At 72.0% G+C, this 23,364-nt stretch carries 13 protein-coding genes and 1 CRISPR repeat array; of the genes, 4 read left to right on the top strand and 9 right to left on the bottom strand.

Going from position 1 to position 23,364, the window contains the following annotated elements; all coding sequences use genetic code 11:
* Nucleotides 1-55 precede the first annotated feature (55 nt).
* Nucleotides 56-2,026, bottom strand: coding sequence for a S9 family peptidase (locus tag HHX33_RS09925; protein WP_182874440.1), 1,971 nt, complete (start codon nucleotides 2,024-2,026; stop codon nucleotides 56-58).
* Nucleotides 2,027-2,113: 87 nt separating this feature from the next.
* Here HHX33_RS09925 and HHX33_RS09930 point away from each other — a divergent pair, with 87 nt between their 5' ends.
* Nucleotides 2,114-3,112, top strand: a complete 999-nt coding sequence (locus HHX33_RS09930; RefSeq protein ID WP_182874298.1) for a ferrochelatase — start codon at nucleotides 2,114-2,116, stop codon at nucleotides 3,110-3,112.
* 9 nt (nucleotides 3,113-3,121) lie between these two features.
* Here the strand turns inward: HHX33_RS09930 and HHX33_RS09935 are convergent, their stop codons facing one another.
* Nucleotides 3,122-4,237, bottom strand: a complete 1,116-nt coding sequence (locus tag HHX33_RS09935; protein WP_182874299.1) for a lytic transglycosylase domain-containing protein — start codon at nucleotides 4,235-4,237, stop codon at nucleotides 3,122-3,124.
* Between the two features lie 276 nt (nucleotides 4,238-4,513).
* Between HHX33_RS09935 and HHX33_RS09940 the strand changes: the two genes are divergently transcribed.
* The 3 genes from HHX33_RS09940 to sepH all read left to right on the top strand — a co-directional run bounded on the left by HHX33_RS09940 (nucleotide 4,514) and on the right by sepH (nucleotide 10,143).
* On the top strand, nucleotides 4,514-5,704 hold the full coding sequence (locus HHX33_RS09940; RefSeq protein WP_182874301.1) for an MFS transporter: 1,191 nt from the start codon (nucleotides 4,514-4,516) through the stop codon (nucleotides 5,702-5,704).
* Nucleotides 5,705-5,782: 78 nt separating this feature from the next.
* Nucleotides 5,783-7,075: a D-arabinono-1,4-lactone oxidase gene (locus tag HHX33_RS09945; RefSeq protein ID WP_182874302.1), complete on the top strand. Its 1,293-nt coding sequence runs from the start codon at nucleotides 5,783-5,785 to the stop codon at nucleotides 7,073-7,075.
* A 464-nt stretch (nucleotides 7,076-7,539) separates the two neighbouring features.
* Nucleotides 7,540-10,143 (top strand): septation protein SepH, encoded by a 2,604-nt coding sequence (gene sepH, locus HHX33_RS37100; protein WP_310741288.1) that lies wholly within the window; start codon nucleotides 7,540-7,542, stop codon nucleotides 10,141-10,143.
* Between the two features lie 210 nt (nucleotides 10,144-10,353).
* Nucleotides 10,354-10,987: direct repeats of the CRISPR family, unit length 26 nt; unit sequence GTCCTCATCGCCCCTACGAGGGGTCG.
* Between the two features lie 85 nt (nucleotides 10,988-11,072).
* Here sepH and HHX33_RS09955 read toward each other — a convergent pair.
* From HHX33_RS09955 to HHX33_RS09985, 7 genes are all read right to left on the bottom strand, one after another.
* A complete protein-coding gene (locus HHX33_RS09955) occupies nucleotides 11,073-11,684 on the bottom strand; it encodes a hypothetical protein (RefSeq protein ID WP_182874303.1) in 612 nt (203 codons plus the stop codon).
* A 599-nt stretch (nucleotides 11,685-12,283) separates the two neighbouring features.
* The gene (locus tag HHX33_RS09960) at nucleotides 12,284-14,563 is read right to left on the bottom strand and encodes a hypothetical protein (RefSeq protein ID WP_182874305.1); all 2,280 of its coding nucleotides are present in this window, start codon (nucleotides 14,561-14,563) and stop codon (nucleotides 12,284-12,286) included.
* A 138-nt stretch (nucleotides 14,564-14,701) separates the two neighbouring features.
* The gene (locus HHX33_RS09965; protein ID WP_182874306.1) at nucleotides 14,702-16,873 is read right to left on the bottom strand and encodes a TIGR03986 family CRISPR-associated RAMP protein; all 2,172 of its coding nucleotides are present in this window, start codon (nucleotides 16,871-16,873) and stop codon (nucleotides 14,702-14,704) included.
* Nucleotides 16,873-17,481: a CRISPR-associated protein Csx19 gene (gene csx19, locus HHX33_RS09970; RefSeq protein WP_182874307.1), complete on the bottom strand. Its 609-nt coding sequence runs from the start codon at nucleotides 17,479-17,481 to the stop codon at nucleotides 16,873-16,875. The genes HHX33_RS09965 and csx19 overlap by 1 nt, the downstream gene beginning before the upstream one ends.
* Nucleotides 17,481-19,094 carry an RAMP superfamily CRISPR-associated protein gene (locus HHX33_RS09975; protein ID WP_310741289.1) on the bottom strand — a complete coding sequence of 538 codons (1,614 nt, stop codon included), beginning with the start codon at nucleotides 19,092-19,094 and terminating at the stop codon, nucleotides 17,481-17,483. Before HHX33_RS09975 ends, csx19 begins: the two co-directional genes overlap by 1 nt.
* Before the next feature lie 20 nt (nucleotides 19,095-19,114).
* Nucleotides 19,115-21,670, bottom strand: a complete 2,556-nt coding sequence (locus tag HHX33_RS09980) for an RAMP superfamily CRISPR-associated protein (protein WP_182874309.1) — start codon at nucleotides 21,668-21,670, stop codon at nucleotides 19,115-19,117.
* Nucleotides 21,667-23,358 (bottom strand): Cas10/Cmr2 second palm domain-containing protein, encoded by a 1,692-nt coding sequence (locus tag HHX33_RS09985; protein WP_182874310.1) that lies wholly within the window; start codon nucleotides 23,356-23,358, stop codon nucleotides 21,667-21,669. Before HHX33_RS09985 ends, HHX33_RS09980 begins: the two co-directional genes overlap by 4 nt.
* Nucleotides 23,359-23,364 lie beyond the last annotated feature (6 nt).

The raw sequence follows: 23,364 nt of genomic DNA on the forward strand, positions 1-23,364 counted from the left end.
CGGCCACGGATAACTCCCACATCCTTCCAAACCAGGATCGGGAGCTCTCGGACGGTCACCGCAGGGAGGCCGGGCGGCGCCACTCCTCCCCGAGCACGTGCTGACCCAGGAAGGCCAGGACGGTCTCGTACCACGCGATCGCGTTGCCGGGCTTGAGCACCCAGTGGTTCTCGTCGGGGAAGTAGAGGAACTTCGCCTCGGCCCCCGACCGCTGGAGGTCCCACCACAGCCGCAGACCCTCGCCGATCGGCACCCGGTAGTCCTTGTCGCCGTGGATGACCAGCATCGGCGTCCTGATCTCGCCGAGCCACCGATGGGGCGACAGCCTCTCGTAGCTGGCCGAGCCGGGCGCGCCGAACTCGCGCTGCCAGTAGTCCGCGCCGTCCGTGGTGCCCGCGAACTGCTCCAGGTTCCACAGGGAGGCGTGCGTCACGATGGCCCGGAAGCGGTCGGTGTGCCCGGCGACCCAGTTGGCCATGTAGCCGCCGAACGACCCGCCCATCGCCGCCGTACGCTGCTCGTCGATCTCCGGCCGTTTCAGGCACTCGTCCGTGATCGCCATCAGGTCGGCGTGGGTGACCGGGCCCCAGTCGCCCCAGCCCCGGTCGATCATGCCCTGGCCGTACCCGGTGGACAGGCAGGGGTCGGGCAGCAGCACGGCGTATCCGTGCCTCGCCATCAGCCAGGGGTTCCAGCGCCAGCTCCAGTCGTTCCAGCTCCCGAGCGGCCCGCCGTGGATCCACAGCAGGAACGGCGCCGGGCTCTCGGCGGTCGCCTCCGCGGGGACGACCAGCCAGCCCCGGATCTCGGTGCCGTCGTCGGCCGTGGCGGTGACCTCGGTCAGGGTGCCCGGCAGGTCGAGCGCGGGAACGGGCGAGGGCAGCGCGGTCACGGTGCCGTCCGGGTCGATCCGCACCGGCACGGGCGGCGAGTCGACCGCGCCGCGCAGGGCGTAGACCTCGCCGCCGGGGGCCGGGCACAGCTCGGCGTACGCGCCGTCGTCCGAGGTCAGCCGGGTCGTCGCCGCGTCGGAAGGCGCGTTGAGGGCGACCCGGAAGACCGGCCGGCGGCCCCGGTCGTCGGCGGCGACGTAGAGCTCCGCCGACGAGGGCGCCCACGCGACCGACGCGGGGAAGATCTCCTCGGCGACGGCCCGTCCCTCGCCGGTGGCCAGGTCGATCACCCAGACGTCGACGGTGGCCGAGACCCGCTCGGTGGCGTGCCGCTCCCGGGTGCAGGCGACGTGCCGCCCGTCGGGCGACACCACGACCGGCCCGCCGAAGTCGTGGCCCGGCGAGGTCGCGAGCGTCCGCCGGGACCCGTCCGCGACGTCGATCGCGACCAGGTCGGTGCGCCCCGTGCCGTTCGGCAGGAACTCGCGCCAGGCGGTGATCACGGCCGAGCCGTCGGGAGTGACCGCGAAGGAGGCGTCGCGCAGCGCGCCGCCCGGCTCGGGGGTCAGGTCCCGGACGTCCTCCAGGCCGTCCCGGGCGGCGCGGCCCGCGAAGAGCCGGGGCTGCGCCGGGCCGAGGTCGTGGTCCCAGAAGCGGATCGGGTAGCCCTCGTGCAGGATCGCGCTGACGCCGTCGTCCTCGCGGCCCTTACGGCGCTCCTCCTCGGTCGCGGCGTCGCCGGGCAGCACCTCGGAGGCGTAGACCACCACGTCACCGGCCGCCCGGACCGCGCCGATCCCGCCGGGGCGGGTGGCCAGCCGCGAGGGCTCGCCCCGCTCGGGCAGCAGCCACAGCGCGGGCACCTCGCCGCCCGGCTCCTTGACCGTCTCGTCGGGCCGCCGGGAGACGAACAGCAGGCCTCCGTCCAGCAGGCTTCCGCCGGGGGCGAACTCCGCGCCCGCCTCCCCCTTCGCCGACCGCGTCAGCCGGTGCGGCTCGCCCTCGGGGGTGAGAGGGATCTCCCACAGCGCCGTTCCGTACGACCTGCCGTCGGGGTTGAGGGACTGGACCACGGAGACGAGCCGGGTTCCGTCGGGTGACAGCCGCAGCGACGCCACGCGCGGCAGGGCCATGTACTCGCGGATGTCGGGAAATTGGGTCACCGCTCGAACCTACTCGCCCGGGCCGACCGTCTCGACCCCCCGATAGTGTTGTCGTTCATGGGGAGCACCACGGGGTCTGATGCAGGGCGCGACGCGGGGTACGACGCCCTGCTCGTCGTCTCGTTCGGGGGGCCGGAAGGTCCCGAGGACGTCATGCCGTTCCTGGAGAACGTCGTACGCGGCCGGGGCGTGCCACGTGAGCGGCTGCTGGAGGTCGAGGCGCACTACCAGCGGTTCGGCGGGGTCAGCCCGATCAACCGGCAGTGCCGCGAGCTGATCGACGCGCTGGACGTGGACCTCCCGGTCTACTGGGGCAACCGCAACTGGCATCCGTTCCTGGAGGACGCGGTCCGGCGGATGAAGGAGGACGGCGTCCGCCGGGCGGCGGCCTTCGTCACCGCGGCCTACCGCTCCTATTCGAGCTGCCGGCAGTACCTCGACGACATCGCCCGCGCCCGCGCCGCCGTGCCGGGGGCCCCCGAGATCGTCAAGCTGCGCCACTACTACGACCACCCCGGGTTCGTGGCCGCGATGGCCGACCACACCCGCGAGGCGCTCGCCGCGCTCCCCGAGGACGTGCGGACCGGCGCCCGGCTCGTCTTCACCGCGCACAGCATCCCCGTCTCCATGGCGCGCACCGCCGGCCCGTCCGGCGGCGCGTACGAGGCCGAGCTGCGCGAGACGGCGCGGCTGGTGGTCGAGCAGGTGGACGCGGGACGGCCATGGGACCTGGTGTGGCAGAGCCGCAGCGGCCCGCCGCAGGTCCCGTGGCTGGAGCCGGACGTCTGCGACCACCTGGAGGCGCTGCACGCCGAGGGCGTGCCGGCCGTGACGCTGGTGCCGATCGGGTTCGTGTCCGACCACATGGAGGTCGTCTACGACCTCGACACGGAGGCGGCCGCCCTGGCCGGCAAGCTCGGCCTGCCGCTCACCAGGGCCGCGACCGCGGGTACCCACCCGCGGTTCGTGTCGATGGTGGCCGAGCTGCTCGCCGAACCCGCGCCCGCGCCGTGCCCGGGCACCTGCTGCCCGGCTCCCGCCCGCCGGCCCTCCTAGTGTCCTGAGTCAGGAGGCGTACGAGCGGGCGTAGGCGTCCGCGAGCGACAGCACCTTGTTCACGTAGTCCCAGGAGTGGTTGTAGAACCACACGGACTTCCTGAGCTTCTCGCCGCCCGCGCCGGCCCCGTTGGCGCACAGGTACGTGGCCGCCGACGGCACCGCGTCGTAGGGGCTCCAGATGTCCGCCTCGCCGTCGCCGTCGCCGTCCACGCCGTACGACTTCCAGGTGGCGGGCATGAACTGCATCGGCCCGAGCGCCCCGGCGGACGACGGGCCGTTGTTGCGGCCGTGGCTGCTCTCCACCTGGCCGATCGCGGCGAGGACGGTCCAGGAGAGGCCGGGGCAGACGGTCGCCGAGCGCTGGTAGAGGTCGAGGTAGCTCTCCGGCCGCCCCACCAGGGCCTGGCCCTGCGGCGTGGCGGCCTTCGGCCGATCGCTGTCCGGGCCGATGCGCACGACCTGCGCGCCCTTGCCGAGCAGGCGGGCGACCGCGTCCCGGTCCACCTTGCCGGGGTCGCCGTGCACGAGCACCACGACTCCGGCGGGGAAGCCGAGGCGCCGCCCCACCTCCTGGCTGACCAGCCCGTCGATGTCGGGCAGCCCGAGCGAGGCCGAGGCCGCGACCCGCAGCCGGGGGCCGCCGTCGATCTGGTAGTCGACGCCCAGCCGCACGCCGAGCCGCTTGATCGTCCCGCTGTCGGCGACCAACTCGCCCCGGGCGAGCCCGCTCCACACCTCCGGGTGCTCGGCCACCCGCTTGGGCGTCCACGAGCGGAACTGCGCCGGGTCGACCGCGAGCAGGCGCAGGGCCGTACCGGCGACGTGCACGGCGCCGCCATCGGTGACCGCCACCTTCTGCACGTGCGGCAACCTGGCTATTTTGCGTAGTGTCCGCGCCGGAACCGTGGCCGGGGAGATCGCCAGGAGCTGCGGCGGCGTGACCTGCACGCCCGGCCCGCCCGCGACGGGCGCGCTCGACGGCAGCGTGCGGTCGGGCACGAGGGCGGCCGTGGTGGCCCGCGCGGCCGGACGCGCCTTGTCCGGGCGCGGCCGGTCACCGGCCACGTCGCCGGCAGCGAGCGCACCGGAATCGGGCCAGGTCACGAGGGCGGCGACACTCATGGCGAGCACGCTGACGATCACGACCGCGAGCCCGGTGACGATGGGACGGATGCGCCCGGTAGCGTAGGGAGAGCGGGAACGCACAGTCAGACCCCGCACCCCCGGCGACGGAAAATCACTTGCCCCATGATAGGCGGGCAGGCGAAGGTCGAAACCGGAAATAAATGACGTCCGCGTGCCTCAGGAGTTCTCACCGGAACTTTCCGCAGGCCGCCGCCGCTGTCCGAACGGCCGGCCCGGACGCACACGCACCATCGTGCCGAAGGGGAAACACCAATGGTCGGGCCGTATCGAGGGCTGTTCGGCACGCCCGGAGTCAAGGGCTTCGTTCTCGCGGGGTTCGTGGGGCGGGCGCCCATGTCGATGCTCGGCATCGGGGTCATCCTGCTCGTCAACGCCGTCACCGGCTCGTACGCGACGGCCGGGGCGGTCGCGGCGACCGTCTCGGTGGCCTTCGCCGTCGCCGCTCCCCTGTCGGGGCGGCTCGTGGACCGCTTCGGCCAGTCGCGGGTGCTCATCCCGTTCATCCTCCTGCACGCCGCCTCCATCACCGCGCTGATGCTGTGCGCGCACGCCCGGACCCCCCAGTGGGCCCTGTACGCGGCGGGCGTGGCGTCCGGCGCCACCGGCCTGTCGCTGGGCTCGATGGTGCGGGCGCGCTGGTCGCACGTGCTCGACGACCCCTCCCGGCTGCACACGGCGTTCTCGTTCGAGTCGGTGGCCGACGAGCTGATCTTCGTCGGCGGCCCGGCGTTCGTCACCGCGCTGACGACGGGCGTCAACGCCTACGCCGGGCTGATCGCGACGATCGTCCTGGCCCTGTCGGGCACGCTGGTCTTCGCCTGCCTGCGCGGCACCGAGCCGCCGGTCGTACGGCACCAGAGGGCGGGCGGGTCGCCGATCGCGATCCCGGGGGTGGCGCTGCTGTCGGCCGTCTTCCTCGCCATGGGCGCGGTGTTCGGCTCGATCGACATCATCACGGTGGCCTTCGCCGACGAACACGGCAACAAGGCGGCGGCCGGGCTGCTGCTCGCCTCGGTCGCGGCCGGCAGCATGATCTCCGGGCTGTGGTTCGGCTCCCGGCACTGGAAGATCAGCCTGCGCAGCCGGTTCGTGCGAGGGCTGTCGCTGTTCGCGGCCGGGTTCACCCCGGTGCTGCTGATGGACGACATCCGCGCGATGGCCCTGGCGCTCTTCCTCGCCGGGCTGTCCATCTCCCCCACGTTGATCACCGGGTTCTCACTCGTCGAGCGGATGGTCCCGGCCGGGCAGCTCACCGAGGGCATGGCGTGGATCTCCACGTCCATCGGCCTCGGGGTGGCCGTCGGCGCGTGGGCGGGCGGGCGGCTCACCGACGCCTACGGCGCGTCCAACGCGTACGGCTTCTCCTACGCGTGCGCGCTGCTCGCCGTCGCGGTCGGTCTCGGCGGGTCGGCGCTGGCCCGCGTACGGCAGCGGGCCGGCTGACGCTCTTTTTCGGCGTGTAGGCAGCGGGGGCGTTCATGAGTAGTGTTCACGTTCACTGCCGGGCATGGGATGGAGAGCATGGACGCCTTCGTCAACTGGGCGCGCAACCAGTCGGTCACGCCCGCCGAGGTGCGCACCCCCGCGTCGGCCGCCGAGGTCGCGGACGCCGTACGGGACGCCGCGAGAACGGGCCGCCGGGTCCGCATGACCGGCACCGGGCACTCGTTCACCGGGGTGGCGCTGACCGACGGCGTCCTGCTGCGGCCGAACGCCCTGACCGGGGTGCTCGGCGCGGGCGACGGCTGGGTGAAGGTGGCCGCGGGCACGCCGCTCCACGCGCTCAACGAGGAACTCCACCGGCGGGGGCTCGCGCTCGCCAACATGGGCGACATCACGGCGCAGACCGCCGCCGGGGCGATCCAGACCGGCACCCACGGCTCCGGCAGGCACACCGGTGGGCTCGCCGACCAGGTCGCCGAGCTGGAGATGGTGCTCGCCGACGGCTCGGTCGCGACCGTGCGGGAGGGCGACCTGTTCGACGCGGCCCGGGTGGGGCTGGGCGCGCTCGGCATCCTGACCGCCGTCACGTTCCGGGTCGAGCCCGCGTTCCTGCTGCGCGCCAGACGGGAACCGATGGCGTTCGGCCGGATCCTCGACGGGCTCGACGACCTGACCGGGGCCGACGACCACCTCGACTTCTTCTGGCTGCCCCACACCGACACCTGCCTGGTCAAGCGCAACAACCGCGACGCCGGCCCGGCCCGGCCGCCCACGGCGTTCAAGAGGTGGCTCGACGAGGTCTTCCTGGAGAACACGGCGTTCGGCGCGGCCTGCGCCCTCGGCGCCCGCCTCCCCCGGGCGGTGCCCGCGATCAACCGGGCGTCCGCCCGGCTGCTGGGGGCGTCGGAGCACGTGGACGCCTCCCACCGCGTCTTCACCTCCGTCCGCGAGGTCCGCTTCCTGGAGACGGAGTACGCGATCCCGCGCCGCCACCTCGCCCGCGCCCTGCGGGAGGTCCGCGACCTGCTGGACCGCTCGGGCCGGCCGGTGACGTTCCCCGTGGAGGTCAGGGTCACGCCGCCCTCGGACGCCTGGCTGTCCACGGCGTACGGCCGGGACTCGGCGTACATCGCCTGCCACGTCTACCGGGGCGCGCCCGACCCGGAGTACTTCGCGGGGGTCGAGGAGATCATGACCCGGCTGGAGGGCCGGCCCCACTGGGGCAAGCTGCACACCCGCGACGCGGACTACCTGCGCGGCGTCTATCCCAGGTTCGGCGACTTCGTGGCGCTGCGGCGGGAGATGGACCCGGACGGGCTGTTCGCCAACGATTACCTCGACCGGGTCCTCGGCGCGTCGCGGGATGGCTGACCCCATCGCCGCGTAAAGTCCCTCTCCACGGTCCGGCGTCTTCCGCGTGTCGCGTTGCCCAAGCCTCCCCCGGGGCAGGCACATTGCGGAGCACGGGCAGACCGGAGCCCGGCGCGCCACTCGAACCGAGGGAGCAACGCAGTAATGAGACCCTCCCGCAGGTCCGGCCGCACGGCGTACGGCACGTGCGCCGTCGCCAGGCCGTACGGACGGGCCGTGGGCGCGCGCCATCCGAGACACGACCCTCACTCTCGCGTTCCGGGTGCCGCCTTTCCTCTGGTCGATCATGACCGACGGGTTGCGGCGAAGTGAACGTCAAAAATGTGACCGGGGTCACAACACCTGCCTCGCCTCCCGGCGAGGCGATGTTCGGACATGCCGGGTACGGTGCTGGAAGGCAACCGGTTCACGCGAGAGACTCAAGGGTCCGGGGGAAGACAGAGCACGACGACGAAGGGACTCGCATGCAGGAGCTCCGTCTCGTCGCGGTGAGTGAAGACGGAACGTACCTCGTCCTGGCGACGGCCGGGCGGGGCACGCGCTTCACGCTGCCCGTCGACGACCGGCTCCGTGCTGCGGTTCGCGGCAACTTCTCCCGTCTCGGCCAGTACGAGATCGAAGTGGAGAGCCCGTTGCGTCCCAAGGAGATCCAGGCGCGCATCCGTGCCGGCGAGACGGCGGAGGAGATCGCGGCCACCGCCGGGATCCCGGTGGAACGAGTCCGCTGGTTCGAGGGGCCCGTTCTCCAGGAGCGCGAGTACATGGCCCAGCAGGCCCAGCGGGTCCCGGTCCGGATGCCCGGCGAGACCACCCCCGGGCCGACGCTCGGCGAGCTGGTGGCCGAGCGGCTCACCCGGCGCGGCGTACCCGCCGACGAGATCGACTGGGACTCGGCCAAGCGCGACGACAACCTCTGGCGAGTGCGGCTCGGCTTCGTCTGGAACGGCCACACCCGGCACGCCGAGTGGCTCTTCGACCCCCGCCGCCGCCACATCACGCCCAACGACGACGAGGCCATGCGCCTGTCGGCCGCCGAGTACGTCGAGCCGGACCAGGCGGACGACGCCACCGTGCGGCCGTTCGTGCCCCGCCTCGCCTCCAAGCTCGCCCCCGTGCCGCCGCTGCCCAACGAGGTCCGCAGCCGCGACGAGTCCGCGTTCCGTCCCGAGCCGGTGCGTCCCGAGCCCGTGCGGTATGAGCCGTCGCGTCCCGAGCCCGCGCGTGCCGAGCCGGTGCGCTATGAGCCGTCGCGGGCCGAGCCCGCCGCCTTCGCCGAGCCCGCAGCCTTCGTCGAGCCGCTGCCGCGGCTGGGCGCTCCGCTGCGCCCGGAGCCCGGGCGGCAGCAGGACCCCGCCGCGCGGCGCGGCGATGGACGGACGGACCCGTCCGAGGAGGAGCTGGCCGCCTACCGGCCGGAGCTCACCCCGGTGCCCTTCCGGCTGCCGCAGTCGCTGATCTCCGCGCCCGAACCGGTCGCCCCGCCCGCCCTTCCCCCCGCCCGCGACCCCTACGACGCCGCCCCGCCCGCTCCCCCGGCGAACCGGGAGCCCTACAACGCGCCTCAGCCCGCTCCTCCGGTAAGCAGGGAGCCACACGACGCTGCCGCGCCCGTGTCCCCGGCCGCGCCTGTCCCGGACGCCGCGGCGTACGCGCCGCCCCCGCCCCGAACGGAACCCGCAACACCCGCTTCGGCCCCGGACGTCGCGGCGTACGCGCTGCCTCCGGCCCGGACGGAACCCGAGCCTGCTTCGGTGCCGGACGCCGCCGCGAGCGCCGAGCCGCCCACGCAGACTGAACCCGCAGCGCAGGCCGCTCCTGCCACCTCCGCTCCGTCTGCGGCACAGAGCGCCGTGGAGGACACTGCGCCGCCCGCCACGCCCGCGACCTCGGTCGCGGAAGCGGAGCGTGGCGCGGACGCGCCCGTACCGCCGCAGCTTACGGCCGCCGAGGATGGCGCTGCCGACGACCGGACGGACTCGGGTGCGGACGTGTCGCCTGCCGTGCAGGCCGTCACGCCCGCCCCGGTGCCGGACGCTCACGTCAGCGCCGCAACCGACTCCCGGACTGCCACCGATGACGCCCCGGCTGCTCCTACGGCACCCGCCTCCAAGACGGATGCCGATGGTCGCGAGTCGGACGCCGATGCCCGGCTGGTGGGAGAAGCCGCGGCTCGCGACGTCGAAGCACCCGCCCCTTCGCCTGTCAGCGTGTCGTCTGCCGACACTTCAGCAGCAGCCGCCCCCGCGACCACCGCGAGCGCGGACAGCGACGCCCCGTCCGTCCAGGACCCTGTCACCGATGCGCCGAAGCAGGCGGAGGCGGCCGCCAAGGCGACCGAAGTGCCGAGCACCGACATGAGCACGGGCTCCGCGGCTTCCGACGCCAGGAGCGCGGACGCGCCCGCTGACAGCGCTTCCAGCGCGCCGGGTGGCACAGCACCCGAAGCGTCGGCTGAGGACACGACCTCCGGCGGCCCGGGGAGCACCGACGCGGCGAACGCCGGCGTATCGGACACCGACACCGCCATGGGCGGCGGGACGGCGCACACCGACGACAGCGCCTCTGCCACGGCGGGGAGACCGGTGGTAGCCGACACCGCGACTGCCGAAGTCGTGGCGTCGGCCACGGAGACGGACACCGCGGCAAGCGCTCCGGCGGACGCCGGGACGGAAGCCGCGGCCGACAACGCGGCGGACGGTGCGGCGGACACCGCCGTCCCGCCCGCCGTAGCTGCTGCAACGGAGCCTGCCGCGGATGACGCGGTCCAGGAGACTCGGCCCGCCGTGCCCGCGCCTGCGCCGCCTGCTGAGGCGGCCACCCCGGCCCCTCAGCCGCGCCCACGACAAGCGGGAGACCGTGCGAGAGACGAGGCCAAGGGCGGCACGAAGGAGGGGCTGAAGGACAGCCCGAAGGACACCGCCAAGGAGGGTCCGAAGGAGTCGAAGCCGGAGACTCCCGCTCCTCCGGTGCCGAAGCCCGCTCCCCCGCGTCCTCGCAAATCGCGTGGCCGACGGGCCTCAGTCCCGACCTGGGACGAGATCATGTTCGGCGCCCGCAAGCAGGACTGATCAGCGCGGCAGCGCTCTCCCGGCTGCTACGCGCCCATATCTGCAGGACTGTCATCGCGCAGATGGCCCTAATGGCATCGTGCCAAGTTCAAGGAGATGATCCTGATCGTGCAGCGAACCTCCCGGGGTTTCTGCACGACCGGAGGTTCGCTGCAAAAGAACCTCTTCTGTCGTGCCATCTTGCATACGCCCACCTGCGGCTTTACTGTGGGGTCCTCATCGCCCCAACGAGGGGTCGCAACCGTCGGTGTGACCGGGCCCACCGTTGCGTGTGCAGCGGGTCCTCATCGCCCCAACGAGGGGTCGCAACGTGATCAGGCCATGCATGGACACGGGCATGATCGCGTCCTCATCGCCCCAACGAGGGGTCGCAACCCCACTGCACGCACTGCGGGTAGAACCGCGGGATGAGCAGTCCTCATCGCCCCAACGAGGGGTCGCAACATGCGCCAGAACGTGCACACCTTGAACGACACCTTGTCCTCATCGCCCCACCGAGGGTCGCAACGCGGCGTACACGTCGTGGCCGTGGGGGCAGGTGAACAGTCCTCATCGCCCCTACGAGGGGTCGCAACGCGCACCAGATCTTCTTCGAGTTCAGAGACAGCATGCTGTCCTCATCGCCCCTACGAGGGGTCGCAACTCCCGCCGTTGAACTCGGCATCGCCTGCACTGGTCAGGTCCTCATCGCCCCTACGAGGGGTCGCAACTCCGGGGGCGGCGGCCGAGGGCGCGAACCCCTCCGCGCGGTCCTCATCGCCCCTACAAGGGGTCGCAATCAAGTCGCGCGGCCGGCGGGCATCCGTACCGACCTGGTCCTCATCGCCCCTACGAGGGGTCGTAGACGCAGCTCAGGCGCGAGGGCCGATAAGAAACGGGTGGCCCAGGTTGGCGGCGGCGACCTGGGCCAGGGCTCCCGGGATGAGGTGCTACTGGGCGGGCGTGGTGTCGCACCGCTGGGCGGTCCAGTCGAGACCGGCCTGGCAGACTTGCCTGACCCAGTCGCGTACGAGCGTCTCCGCCTCGTCAGACTGGACGCCGAACTGCGTCGCTGTCCAGGAGACCAGTTGACTGTCCGGCCTGGAGGCGGCGGCGCAGATGCGGGCCAGCAGCAGGTGCACCCTACGGTCGCCCTCAGCGAGGATCCCGGACAGCGCCTTCCGCGCCGTCGTCTCCTCCTCGGCGCGGATGACGAGGTCCTCGGGGCTCGACTCGGGAACGGTCTGCCACGGCAGGGGCTCGTCGTCGTGGAGATAGAGGGCCACGTTGGCCATGAAGAAGTCGCGCCGCAGCGACCGCAGCAGCTCAAGTTCCTCACGCAGCAGACGCCTCGCGGTAGCGAGATCCAGGCCGAGCTGGTCGAGCATCGCGCCGGGAATGGCATGCGGGTCCTGGTGACCGTTGCGGAGCCGTACGACGGCGTCGACGAGCAGGTCGAACGCGGCGGAGTCTGCTCGGAGGGGCGCCGCCCATTTGGCCTGCTTCAAATCGCGTTCCGGACGGGCCGAGGCACCTCGGGCGACCGCGTCGTCGCGTCGCACCTGCGCCTCCAGATTCAGGAGCGGATAATGAACGAGCTGAGCGCGGGCGGCGCGCGCCCCGGCCGGTTCGCCTTGTACCGGACGCCGCCGAAGCAGACGGGCCGGCCCATCGATGCCTTCGTTGCCGGCCGCCGGTGACGTCACCCAATCGACGATCGTCGACATCTCGCGCAGCGGCTCGCCTGCACGAGTTCGGCGGACCGTCCCGTGCGTGGACTCGCGGAACCCTCTGAATCCGGCGACGATCCGGTCCTCGACCGTCTCCTCGCAGTCGTCGCACCAGCGGCTCACGTCCACGCCCCTGCAGGGGCGGCCATGGTGCCGGGCCCTGATCAACGGTCCGCGTGCAGCGTCGCGGAGCGCGGGCCAGACGAGCGAGTGGTAGGCGTAAAAGGCGTCGGCCTCAGACAAGGACGCGATGGCACCGAGCTTCATAGGAAATGCCCCTCCGAGGCATGACAAGAGAACACGCCGGAAAAGGCGGTCTCGTGACGGGTGGCCTCGAAATCGAGGCCCTCAGAGGGAGCGACATGATGCGCTCGAAGCTCGCGGGCGTCTGCCGTTGAACGGAATCAGGCTGCCAACCTGGAGTGCGTCCGTCAAGCGGTTTCGCGAGATATCCCTTCAAGCAGAGCGATGACCTTCTTGTGGAATTCGAGCAATGTTCTGTCGCCATCCGCAGGGCCGTTCAGTTCCTCGACCACCCGGCGGAGCAGCGCTCGCACCTGGCCCGGTCTCCGGCGACGCCCCCGCTTCTGCCGGTCCAAACCGTGCCCGTGTACGCCCTGGTTCGCGAGCTTTCCGAGGTCGTTCAATGCTGAGGACGCAGTCCGCATCGACTGCCACAGCCTCCACGGGAACAGCGCCGGACGCAGCGCCTCCACGGCGAGGTAGGCCGTCGGCAGCACCCTGCGCGGGTTGTCGGCGACCTCGGCGATCAGTGTCAGCCGTCTCCGAGCGACGGCCAGTCGCTCGTGCCACGTCCACGTGTCCAGTGCAGGGCCGAACACGAGATTCTCCAGTTCGGCGAGAGCCGGGTCGACGCCCCGAAGGACGTCCGACCCGCGCCTGACCAGTCGGCGTGCCGTGCGCAGGTCGAGCCGTTCGACCGCGCTCACAGCGAGCCGGGCGAGCACCTGGTCAGCGCCCAGGCGGCCGAGAATACGCTGACCTGTGCGGACTTCGACCCCCGGACCGCCGTGTGCCCCGGCGACCGATGAGCGAACCAGCTCCGTGACCCACAACGGGCATGCAGCAGTCAGGGACCACTCCACCGCCGCCGCGATCATGCCGTAGTTCGTCATCGGCGGCCCGGGGTTGAGCGCGAGAACGAGCTCGTCCACGTCACGCAGGCTTTCCGAGCCCGTCAGGCCGGTGGGCTTCGCCTCGGACGCCAGCGCGGCGACGACGGTCTCCCGCACATGTGCCAGCCCTCCTGCGACCCCCTCGATGACGCGCACATCGGCGTCCGCGGCGATGTCCGCGGCCGCGCGGGCGAGCCGGTGCGCCCGGGCAAGGCTTTCGGGGCTGGCCAGCAGCCGCAGCCGCACCACGCCCCTGCGCAGCAGGCGCTCCCGCCGTCGCCGTAGCTCCGCGAGAACGGCGTGCAGCGCCTGGAGATCCTCCAGGTCCCTGCCCTCGCGATCGAGCCCTACGGCGAGCAGCCCCAGGACGTCTCCGCTGCCCAGCACCGGCCAGCAGAGACCGCCTGTGGCCTCGACCAGGCTCCGCCCCTGGTCTCCACGCTCCCACTCGTCGGCCGCGGCGATCAGGGTGGGCGGCAACGGCCCTGGTTCGAGCCGCTCCGGCTTCAGGTGGGCCTGGTGGGTCGAGGCCAGCGCATACAGGTCGACGAGCTCCGCGTCCCTGAGCATGGCCGCGCAGGCGCTTCCGGTGTCTGCCCGCAGATCGCGGGCAACCGTACGGAGCCGACCGGCCAGTCCTCCCTCTCCGTCGGCCCTGCTCCCGAGCGCCTCTATCAGCGCCGCGAGGCGATCCCGCGTACGGGCGTTCAGGTCTTTCTCCCGCTTGTACAGGTTTCTCAGGTGACCGGCGAACCAGGCCCGGAGCAGCCCGTAGTCAGCCGCCTCGCCACGGCCGAGCCGCTCGAACAGCGCAGCCTGTGCCGTCGGCCATGTCTCCGCGAACTTGTCGAGCCGTCCCCTGCTGACACCCGGAACCCGTGTGGGGCGCTCCCGGAGAGCGTCCGCGTAGCCGGTGTCCCCGGCCTGCCGTGCCGCGAGCAGCGTCCAGACCGTGTGATCTCCAGGAGCCAGGTCCGCGAGCGCGTCCCAGAAGCGGTAGCGGACCAGCCATGACACGAGGTGGCGGTCCGGTTCCTTCCGCTGCTCCAGCGCGTACAGCTCACCCGGAGCGTCGACGTGAACGATGTGGGCCGGCCGACGGGCCACCAGAGCGCCGCAGAGGGCACCGGCGCCCAGCGCGAAGGCTCCGGAACCGCACGTGATCAGGATCTCGGCTGTATCGCGCCCCGCGAGCCACGAAGCTACAGCGCGCGAAGTCTCGGCGAGTCCGGGAGCCTCCACCCGTACGACCGCCACAGTGTCGGCGGCAAGGCGTCTGCCGCAGAGCCCGGCCTCAGAAACAAGTCGTGCCCGCATCTCGTCGGCGTGGTCGGCGAGCGTCTCGCCCTGCGATCCGACGGGAGTCGTAGTGCCGAGCAGTACGACTCCAGCGACGGGAACGTTGGCTGCGGCGAGGCCCTCGAACAGCTTGCGCAGCGGACGGCGCTGCTTGCCGACGGACTCCGGGTCACCCTCCAGGTCGGGGATCACCTGGTCGAGACGTGGCGCACCCGGCCGGCCCAGGTCGCCCCCGCCCACCGCGTGGACGAGCAGCACACCGTCGGTCGCTTTCACGTGCGAGCCTCCCAGGCATTCAAGAAGGAAAGTCCCGCCGACGGTATCCCTTCGCTCTGACAAAATTCGCCGACGAAGCAACCGTTCGCCTCATTATGCGGTCACATCGCCCGGGCCGCTGATGTGAGCGCCAGGATCTTACCTTTTACCAGATTTTCCGGGTTTTGATCCGTCTGCCTCCTTTACGCGATAAACGATGAGAGGCGTTCCGGTGGTCGGGGATGGGAGAGAACGTCCACGACCGGAGGCGATCTTCTTTCCGTCCAGGCGTTCGTTCTCGGTGAACCATTCGTAGTTCTGCCCACGGGGATCCGGGGGCGTGGGGAACTCGCGAGGGAGCCACTGCGGCCGGACCCTGGGGTAGTGCACCGGTGACCCGGGGCTCCCCCGCATCACGGCCAGCAGGGCCTCCCTGATCGACCTCATCTGAGAAAGGCCCTCGGTGAGACGTTCGAAGGCGGCCTTCGCCCCAGCCAGGACGGCCATCGGATCGCCCTCCGGGAGGACCGCGGACAGTGACCGGTAGAAGGCGGCGTACTGCTTCCCGGTGTGCAGGGCCGTCGCCTCGGCGTCGACGTCGAGGCGGACACTGCCGAAGCCGAGTGGACGGCCGAAGCCCAGCCGGTGGAAGTGCCCCGGAGGCAGGGTGAGCAACCAGACAAGGGCTCCGAGTTCGACCTCGTCAAGATCCCGGACGTCGATGGTGAACCGGAAGACCGTCGTGGGCCGCACCCAGCCCTTAATCGACCGATTCTGGCCGTCGCGCTGTTCCTTACCGTGCTCCGTGAGATATCGCTTCCGGTCAGGCGCCGGGGTGCCCTTGTCATCCGCGGGCTCCCAAGGGCGCCGGTACTCGCGGTAGTGGCCGCCCACACGGACCTGCGCCGGGTCACGCTTGCCCTGCCCCTCGCTCCAGTGCATGGTGCGGTCGAGCCCGGCATGGTGCCAGTACGCCTTCCGGCCACGCAGTCCTCGCCCGGGCCGATAGAGGTCCTCCTTGGCGACGCCGTCCGGTACGGGACTGTCGGGCCGGTCGGCGGACTCGGCGACGTAGAACCGTCCCTGCTGCGGCTTCGGGCTGCTCAGGATCGACAGCGGCATCCCGTCGCCGTCGAACCGCTCCACCGCCTCGGCCGCGTCCTGCTCGCACACCACCGGCCCGATGCGCAACCGCCCCCGGTACGCCGACGGCTTCACGCCACACCCCTCGGGAGCCACCCACCCGAAAACCCGGTCCGCCGGCGAGAGCCGCTCATAGCAGGGCGCGGGGTGCAGCGACTCGGGCAGCAACTCCGCCGGGGCGGCGGCATAGAGATCGCGCGGCACCAGAACCGGATAGAGCGCAGTCACGACGTCGTCCTCGACTTTGGCGTAACAGAGGACCCCTCCTCTGATCTCCCTGCGCGACTCCTGGTGAAGATGCGGGCTCCAGGCGACCTGGCCGGGCCCGTCGCCAACCCTCTCCCCCGGGCCGGCGGGAGTGCCGTCCGGCCATCGCCGCCCGAACAGTTCCTTCTTCTGGTGAGCGCCGATGTAGTTCCGCATCAGCGCGTCCCACCGGCCGGTCAGCTCGTCGGCGTTCTTGAGGAGGATCTCGCGCGGTTGCTTGCCCGCGTCAACGAAGAACAGGCGCTCGTACTTCTTGCCCTCGATGTTCGGGCCGGTGATGTAGGCGAGCCCCACCACTTCTCGCTCACCGCGTTCCAGACGCAGCTTCACCGCCTCGTTGGCGCGGACGAACCGCGTCACCACGTGGCCCATCTTGTCCCGCTTCACGGCGGCACGGAGCTTCTCCAGGTGGTGCGGCGGCTTCGTGCCGTTCTCGTCCGGATATACAAGGGCCCCGGTCTTCGCGTCGTACATCCTGAGGAGCGCCTGCTCGAACTCGAAGAGCTTGCCTGCCGAGCCCACCAGAACACCCTTCATCCCCACCGCGTAGACGGCGTCGCGGCGGAAGGCGAGTGGGGTCGTGTGGTCGCCGAAGACGCCGAAACGGGAGTTCGTGATGGTCTCGTACGCGGCCCGGAGCATGCCCTTCACCGAAGTGGAGGGCAGGTGCGGACGGCCGTCGCGGAGCAGCACCGGATACACCCGGTGATCCTGCGCGCCCTCGGACGGCGGCCGGGACCGCGAGGTCGCGAGAAGCAGCAGCGGCGTCTCGACCGTGAGCCGGACGCCGATGCGCCCAGTCCAGCACTCCTCCCGCAGCCGCTCACGCGACGGCGGCGGGCCGTCGGCGAGCCTTTCGGGCAGGCCGTCGCGGTCGTACGCCGGGACGAAGGTGTAGGGGTTCAGGAACTCGTCGGCCATCAGGCGGCACCTTCCACTTCTCGCTCTGACGCCTGGTAGGGCTCGAAGCCGAGCAGGCGTTCCTCGGCCACGTAGGCGTTGCCGTGCTCCGGATCGACGGCGACATACTCGCGGGCCGCCAGCCGTACGCGCCCATGCCGGAAGGCAGTGAGCGTGGGTACGTCGAGGACGCCGACGCGGGCCGAGGAGAGAGTGGCCCATCCGTTCGCGGCGTCCTGTACCGCGCCCCAGACGAGGTAGCGAACCTCGATCGTTCTCGCCGCGGGCAGCGGGTCGAGCCTGTCATCGAAGGAGCCCGGCAGCAGGTACTCGTCCTCGGCGAGCACCACCGCGGACGCCGACGCCGACTCCATCCAGCGCAGCTCGACATCCGGGCTGAAGACACGCGCCTCGTAGACCGCCGCCAGGTCCACCGGCCCATTCCGCGTGACGCAGGTGTGCCCGGTGACACGGGCCACCTGGTACGCGGACGGGGTGGTCAGCAGGGCGCACGCGCCGTCGAGGCCGGTCGCCTCCAGCGCCTCGGCCAGCGTGACCCCGGACCCGGTGACAGCATGCAGCGCGACGGCGCCGGGAGTGCCGTACCTGGCTGTGGGATCGTTCGTCATCACACCTCCTGTTCCAGGTAGTCCGTCCATGCCCGGCCGATCTCGCTCGCCGCGGAGCCGCCCAGCACGTCGTCGAGCGCGGCCGGTTCGGGCCATCGGCCGCCGGTCAGGGTGACCTCGGTGACCTCGACGTCCCCGAAACCCCTGTTGACCAGTGCGCCGAGCGGGATGCGCCCGGCGGCGAGATCGCGCAGCGTCAGGAGCAGCAGGGCGAGGGCCGGATCTCGGTCGTCGCCGAGCCGAGTGAGGTCGACGGTGAGCCGGATCGGCCCCCACTCGACGGCGTGTGGTTCCAGCACGCTGAACAGACGTCCGTCGGCGGCGCCACCCGTCCACCTGTCGAGAGCGACATGGTCGGCCTTGGCGATGCCGTGATCTTCCAGTCGGTCCAGCACCGCCTCCGGCAGCGAAGCCCTCTCCTCACCGTCATCGGCCGAATCTCCGCGCGGAGGCTCGTCACCACCGGTGACCGTCCGCCACAAAGACTCGGGGATGGTGACCTCGGCGGTGCACTCCTCCGCCCGCAGCGCCCCCATCCGCCGATCCGGCGTGTCGTCCCGGGCCGCGCCGAACAGCGCCCGTACGGCGGGCAGCCGGTCGAGCCGGGCGCGGAATGCGGCACTGTGATCGGCCGCCGATCCGCTCGGCGACGTCCGCGCGGAGGCCGCCTCAGTGCCCCGGGCGGTGTGTTCCACCAGTTCCGCATGGGCCCGCAGCGCGCCCTTCAGGGAGGCGCCCGGCAGCGCCAACGTCAGGTGGCGGCGGCCAACCCGGGTCGTGAGCGGAAGGGTGCCGACGACCAGCCCGTTCGACGTGCCCCGAACCATCACGGGGGCCAGTGGGCGCCAGGCGACCCGCACCTCCAGGACGTCACGCCGCGGCGGCAGGTCCGGCGTGGCGGCTTCGCGCAGTGACGCCGGCGAGCGCCGCCGCGCCGGGTCGTCCCTGAGCACGGCGAGCAGCCCTTCCGGCGAATCCAGCCGGTCCACGACCATGTCGAGGGGGTCGTCGATCAGCCGGACCATGCCGAGGCCCCTGCTCGTGGCGGCTCCCACCCGGATGTCGCCCGCCTGGAGAGCGTCGAGCAGCGCGCCCATCCACGCCTCGTCCGACTCCGCCTCTGCGTCCGTCCCGGACTCGACGTCGATCTCCAGCCGGACGAAACACCCCGCCGGGACGACCGCTCTCCCGTGCAGGATCTCCTGCGCCGCCGCGCCGGTCACCCGATCGATGCCAACGGACGGACGGAACTCCAGGAGTGCGGGGTCGAGGGGAGACGCGGGCAGGCCGTGCTCGTCCAGGCGGTGATCGGACGTGACCAAGGCGTCGGCCACGATGACGCGGCTGGCTCTGCCCTCATGCGTACCTTCGACGATGTTTCCCCACAGGCCGGCGAGCGCGGCGCTCTCCGGGCCCGCTCCCCGCGACCAGCTCCGCAGCACTCCGGCGAGCGACGTGCCGGGCACGTAGAGGCGGCCGAGCCCGTCGAAGGCGATCGGCAACGGCGCGGTGGGCCCTTGCAGGAGCGCGCCCCCAAGGCTGTCCGAGAGACCACCGACATGCAGTGGAGACTCCGTACGCAGCCAGCCCCGGACCCTCACCCGACGGCTCACACCGCGGCCCGTCCTCGCGCTCATCGCCCACCTCCGGTGGCTGTACTGATCGCGTCTGTGCCGGTCGCCGCCTGCTCTCGTGCGTACGCGGCCACGCAGGCGGTGATCAGTGCGCGCACCGACTCGGCGTGCAGTTCGGCCCGCAGTACGGCGGCTCCGTCGCGGGTCACGGTGAGTTCGTCCTCAGGCAGGCCGAGCAGCGTCCAGACCTCTTCGGGATCGCGGATGAGCCGCCTGAGAAACTCCACCCGCTCCTCCGGCCAAGGGCGGCGTCCCTTGTTCTCCCGCGTGAGCCAGGCCAGCCGGTGCAGCGCGCCCTCGGCCGATCGCTCCCCCACGACTTCCCGCAGTCCGTTGAGCTGGGTCGTCGTAACCCCGTCGGGAAGGATCGCCGACCGTCGGCCCGGATCGGCCATGACGACCTCGCACCTGCGACCGATCTCGGCCCGCCAGGCCGCCCGTTCGTAGACTCTCCCGGCGTCGTGACCATCCTCGTCGGGCCGCAGCGGCCCTCGCGCCTCTCCGGAAGCGGGCACCGGTTCGACGGCGATGCCCTGATCCTCGTCCGGTCCCGCGTCGGCCCCACTGCCGGCAACCGGCCGGTCGCGGAAACTCCGCAGCAGCAGATCGTGGTCGATTTCGAGCTGTCCGAAGCCCTCGGCCCGGCGCTCCCCCAGCCCGGCCGTGCGCAACTCGTCCAGTGCTTCCGGGGCGATGGGCCCGCCGGTGACGGTGAAGGTCAGGCAGCTTCCGGCGGAAAGGCCATAGAGGGTGGCCCGAGGCAGTCCCCAGCCCCGATGCCAGCTTTCCGTCCGGTGTGCCCCCAGCGCTGTGGTCACCCGGCCATCCACCGGAGAGCTTGTCAGCGGGGTCAGGCGGACGCCGGGCGACCCGGCTGCGGCGAGCGCCCGTTCAAGGGCGCGGGCGACATCGCCGGGGTGGGTGCTCGGACGCAGCCGCACGTCGCGGACCAGCAGATCCGACAGCAGCCATACGCGCAGCAGCCCAGGCTCGGGACCGTCGCCGCCGCGCCCAGCAGGCATGGCCTTGGGGTGTAGGCGCACCTCGTCCCCGGGAGGTACGGCGACGGCGCGCGCCTCGACCCGCACCTGACCGTAGTCGTCCTTCGACGACCGCCCGACGCGCCAGCGCCCCGACAACCGTCCCTCCCAGCCCGGTTCCAGCACGCCGCGCCGCACCCGGACCTCTGCGCGCAGCGCTGTCCCTGCCGCGAGTGCCTGGTAGATGTAGACGCCGCCCACGTCGCGGGTGGGTCGCTGGACATCGTCACGGATCGTGTTGTGCATGCGCAGCGTGAAAGCGGGACTGACGACCGTGCCCGTCTCCCCGCCCTCGACGGCGATGTGGCCCTCACGGTAGGACTTGCCCTCCGTGGCGTCCTCGGTCATCCGGTTGCCGGTGACGATCTGCCGGGCACCCTTGGCATGCACGAGGACTCGGGGCACGGGAAGGGTGCGCCCGCCGTCCGGCGTCATCGGGGTGGCCGCCGTGACCACCAGATCGCCGGTGCGCACCAGCGCGTGCGCCGGGCCACCGATGCGACGCGCCACCTCGGACATGAGGCACCAGCCGGGCAGGTACGCCTGCCCCTCCACCAGGTTGCCTTGTACGGTCGCACCTGCCAGCACGGGGGCCGTCACGGTGATCAACAACTCGGCCCGATCCCACCCGCGCTCGGCCGTACGTCGCGGTGGCGGGAGCGGGCGCTCGTCCGATGTTCCTGTCGGGGAGGCGGGAGGAGGGGCGGGTGGCGTGCGGCCCAGCGCGGCGAAGTCGAGATCCATTCCCGTATCGCGCGACCGGAGGGTCAGGCGGCAGCGTCCGGCGCCGCGGCGCCGGTTGCCGCCGATCCCCTCAATCAGCCGGGCTCCGGCGGCGAGGAGCGCGATCGCCGCCTCCCGCTGTGCCTGGTCCAGCTCCTCGAAGCCGCGAAGCTGCCCCCGGCCCATCAACGTGACTCCGCCTCGGGCCGTCTCCACGAAGCGCAGCTTGCGCGTCTCGGCGGTGCCCGTCACCGGGTCGATCGCGACGCCGGGCTTGCGGAACGTCGCCGCCCACGCCACCCGTGGGCGTCTGCGAAGCAGCTCGGCGAGCCGTTCGGGCAGCCTCAAGGGGCCGTCGAGCGAGAGGGCCGCCGGCCGCAACGCCCGGCCCGCGCCGCCGCCTCTGCCGTACCTTACGGAACCCGTGCCGGAACTGCCGGCGTGACCACCGGTCGTGTCGCCGGGCGCTTGACCACTGGCCGTGGAAGCCGGTGTCGAGCTGGAGGGCGCCGAGTCGTCCGGCGCGTACTGACCGCCGAACAGGAACGTCACCCAGTCGTACCACACCCCGGCCGGACCGCTGTCGAGCGCGTTCGCCGCCACTTCGCAGGCGTCCCTCCAAACTCCCGTCAGGGTCTTCGCCGGAACGATCGGTGCGGCCGGACCCGACACCTGGCCGCTCTCGACCGGGACCGCGTCCCGCTGCACGAGCCGGTCGACGTAGCCGGGCGCGCCGGTCCCCGTGCCGACCTGCCAGTCCGAGATCAGGAACAGCTCCAGATCGATGTTCATCGGCTCCTCGCCTCCAGCACCGTCGCGTGCTCCGCGTCGTCTCGTGATGTCGTCGCCGTCCGCGCGGTGGTGAGGAACGGCCGGGCCGCCACTGCGTCGAGAAAGCCGGCCGCATCCTGCCCCGCGAGGTCCCCGCATAGGTCGGTCAGCGCACCCAGCCGGTCCTCGTCTTCGCGGTACCGCGTACGGAGCAAGCCGAGGCGCGCCCTGGCGACTTCCGCTCCGAGAGACACCGCCTCCCGCAGGTCGTGAACGGCTGCGCGCGGCACGAGGGCCTCGCCCGACGCGGCGTGCGTACCAGTGAGCGCGGCTACCCGGCGTTCCAGGTCCGCCCAGCGCCGTCCCTCCGTACGCGCGTCCCCGCAGCCCACACCCACGACGTACGGCGAGCGGTGCGGGGCCCCGCCGCCCGAGCCGGCGACGGTGACCGACCGACGGATGCGGTCAAGGTCGGGGGCGGAGCTTTCCAGCAGTACGGCGAAGGCCAGAGCCGAACCCACGTCCCGGTCCTGTTTGGCCTCCTTCGTGATCAGCTCCTCGGCGAGGTCGTAGGCGAACCTGAACGGATAGTTGCGCTTGACGATCGCCACTCCCGCCGCCGCGCCGAGGTTCGGCAGGCCCTTCGCCCGCAGAACCGGAAGAAGGTCAGGGTCGTCGGCCGTGGCCCGCTCGAACGCCTCGAGGTAGTGCCGGGTGAAGCCCAGCGCGACCTCGCCCTCGCAGAGCACGGTGAGATCGTCGCCCCCGAGCACCAGCGGCAGGACAGGAGGCACACCGGCGATGGTGCGGTCCGGGTGCTCGTCGGCCGTTCGCCGCAACGCCGTCCGAAAGGCGGCGAGCGCACAACGATCCACCGCATGCGACAGCCCGCGCAGCAGGTCCGCGTACGCCTCGTCCCCCGGCCCTGCGGATTCAGGCTCACCAGACGCTCGATGGCCAGATCCGGACTTGCCGGACTCGGAGCTGCCGGGTCCGGGGCTGGTGCCGAGGTCTCGGAAGATCCGGCCGAAGCCGTTCCCGTCGGCGTGGACGATCGACACCCACTCGGCCTCCAGCCCGAGCCGGTCGACGATCTTCCGCATCGTCGGCACGTCGCTGCCGGCGTCCCGGGCCAGGCGGTCCAGCGCTGCGGGGAAGTGGGCCAGCTTGGCCATCGAGGCCGCGGACCTGGGCGACGGGCGCTCTCCCGGCCCCTCCCGACGCAGTTCGGTCGCCGGTTGCCCGCTGGAGCCGCACTCCTCCATGAGCGGCAATCGCAGGAACCGGGCCTGCGGACCGGGCCTGGCCTCCTGCGTCGCGGCGAGCGCAGTCCGCGCGGCGCGCAGCCCTGCGGCCAGCGTTCCCGCCTCGCCTCCCTTGCGAAGCTCGTGAACTACGCCGCAGACGTCCAGCCCTGGGGCCTCCACCAGCGCTCTTGTAGTGAGCGCCGCGACCAGGCGGCGGCCGGCGTCCGGATCCGCGACGAGCAGGGTCACCGCCCCCGCGCCCGCCGTGAGCAGTTCGGCCTCGTGGCCGTGCCGCAGCCGCCAGTCATCCCGGTAGCCGCTGAAGACCTCGCGAAGCGCCTCGGCGGCCCATTCCCCGTTCACCCTGGCGATCAGGTCGGACGCGCCGACTGTCTCCTTCCGTTTGCGGGACGAGAAGATGTAGCGCTGCTTGCCCGCAGCGTTGACCACAACCAGATACATGTTCCG

It is taken from the genome of Microbispora sp. H10670, from assembly GCF_014161385.1.
Lineage (GTDB): Bacteria > Actinomycetota > Actinomycetes > Streptosporangiales > Streptosporangiaceae > Microbispora > Microbispora triticiradicis.